The organism is Tenacibaculum sediminilitoris (assembly GCF_964513795.1).
Classification (GTDB): domain Bacteria; phylum Bacteroidota; class Bacteroidia; order Flavobacteriales; family Flavobacteriaceae; genus Polaribacter; species Polaribacter sediminilitoris.
This window is the reverse complement of record NZ_CAZEQR010000041.1, coordinates 1-2,715: the sequence shown is the minus strand read 5'-3', so window position 1 is coordinate 2,715 and position 2,715 is coordinate 1. Positions and strand designations below refer to the sequence as shown.

The window sequence follows — 2,715 nt, the reverse complement described above, 5'->3', positions numbered from 1 at the left end:
CATCATTGATTATTGGTGATTCTTCCATAACTGAATCCAAAGTTACAAGTATCAACATCAAAACATTAGCAGAAGAATTAAAGAAGTATTCAGTAAGTAAATTAGATGTTTCGATAAGTGGAGAAGATATAGCGTATATTATTTATACTTCTGGTTCAACAGGAAAACCAAAAGGGGTAATGATTAAGCATAGCTCTGTGGTTAATTATTTAAGTTGGGCAAACGAAAACTACTATGAAAATAGTGCAATTTATCCAACATGTTTATTTACATCACTATCTTTTGATTTAACAGTAACAAGTTTATGGTGTGGGTTACTTCGCGGAGATGTTTTAACTATTATTTCTTCAGAAGAAAATGATATTTCAGCATTAGAAAAAGTATTTACAAACGAATCTGTTAAAACTGTGAAACTAACACCTTCACATATACAAGTATTAGCAGGTTTAGATTTAAAAAGCACAAATATTTCAATTGTAATTGTTGGAGGTGAAGCATTAACAAGAAATCATATAACTATTCTAAAAAGGTTAAACCCGGCAATAAAAATTTATAATGAATATGGACCAACAGAAACAACTGTTGGTTGTAGCGTTGCGTTGATAACAGATGAAAAAAACATCACAATTGGTCGTCCAATTAGAAATACAACAATACACGTATTAGATAAAAATTATGAATTAGTTCCAACGGGTGTTCAGGGTGAATTATGTATTGGAGGAGCAGGTGTTTTTGAAGGATATATTGGAGACAGAAAATTAACAGAAGAGAACACTCTTTTAAATCCGTTTGGAGCAGGTGTTTTATACAAAACAGGAGATATTGTAAGTTTAGACAATACAGGTAATTTACATTATCATGGAAGAAAAGATGACCAGATAAAAATACAGGGATATAGAATAGAATTGGGAGAAATTAGTAACGTAATTTCACAGAGTAAAATAGTTTCACAACATGAAGTTTTAGCTATTCAAGATGGTGCAACAAATTCATTAGTAGTGTATTATATTGGTTCAGCAGAAGTGGCAGGTGAGTTAAAAGCATATTTACAGACGCATCTACCATTGTACATGGTTCCCAGTTATTATGTAGATTTAAATACTTTCCCATTAACAAATAATGGAAAATTAGATAAGTCGAAATTACCTTCAGCTAAAGGAACCTCTACTAAAATATATTCAGCACCTGAAACTGAAACTGAAAAATTGTTAGCAAAGATATGGTCAGAATTATTATTGGTAGAAAAAGTAGGACAAGGAGATAACTTTTTTGAGTTGGGAGGAAACTCTTTAAAAGCAATTCGATTGGTATCAATCATAGGAAAAAAGCTATCTGTAAGAATTACACTCAAAGATATTTTTGCAATAAGTAATCTAAAAGAGCTGGCTAGACTTATATCAGAACAAGAAGAAACGGAGTTTGTTACTATAAAAAATGTTCCTGAGGCAGAATATTATACTGCATCATATGCACAAAAGAGAATGTGGACACTTAATCAGTTCAGTGAGGCAAGAGCAGCATACAATACCTCAATGTCATACTGGTTTCATGGAGATCTAAGCATAGAAGCTTTAAATCAAGCGTTTCTTGAATTAATAAACAGGCATGAGATTTTAAGAACTGTATTTAGAATGATTGATGATGAAGTAAGACAAGTAATTTTGGATGTGAATGATTACTTTAAAATTGATTATGTAGATGTAAGTGAACATATAGAAGCACGTGATATTGCGCAAGAGAAATTAGGTAAACTTATAGAAAGCCCATTAGATTTAGAAAATGGACCACTTATAAAAGTAAGTGTTTTTGAAGTTTCTGAAAATGAATACTTATTTACACTAATAACACATCACATTATTTCAGATGAATGGTCTGTTAATATTTTAATTGAAGAAATTAAATATATCTACAATAAAATTAGAGAAGGAGAAAGTATAACCTTGCAACCATTATCAATCCAATATAAAGACTACGCTGCATGGGAAACAAAAGAGCTTGAAAGTGATAAATTACTATCGCATAAATCTTATTGGACAGAAAAGTTATCAGGACAAATAGCACCATTAGAACTTCCTACAGATTATGTACGACCACCTGTAAAAACATTTTCAGGAGCACATTATTATCATCAGTTTGAAGCAGCTACAGCGAAAGACTTTAGTAAGCTAATTACCGAAAAAGGTAATACAATGTTCATAGGTGCAGTATCCTTAGTCAAAATGTTATTATATCGTTACACAGGAACTAAAGATATTGTAATTGGTACTCCAATTTCAGGAAGAGTACATCCAGATTTAGAAAACCAGATAGGGTTTTATTTGAACACACTTGTTCTAAGAGATCAACTATCTAGCGATATGAGTTACGAAAATTTGCTATCGAAAGTAAGAGAAACTTGTTTGGAGGCCTATGAACATCAGCTCTATCCGTTTGATTTATTAGTAGAAGAATTAGATATTTCTCGTGATTTAAGTCGTTCACCATTATTTGATGTGATGATTGTTTGGCAAGATGGAATTAAAGAATCATCAGAAGTCTTAAATGATATAGAAGTTCAAGAAGGTGAAGCAACATTTGTAAATAGTAAGTTCGATCTTACCTTTTATTTTAGTAATAGAGAAGGAGAATTACATTTAACAATAGAATATAATACATCATTATTTACATCATCTCGTATATCACGAATAAGTAGGCACATAGAAGAGTTAATGAGTT

Annotated in this window: 1 protein-coding gene; it reads left to right on the top strand. The window is 31.2% G+C overall.

Features of this window, described 5'->3' with window-relative positions:
* Positions 1-2,715: condensation domain-containing protein (locus tag ACKTSW_RS09630; RefSeq protein WP_408025052.1), on the top strand; the 2,715-nt coding region annotated here is incomplete at both ends.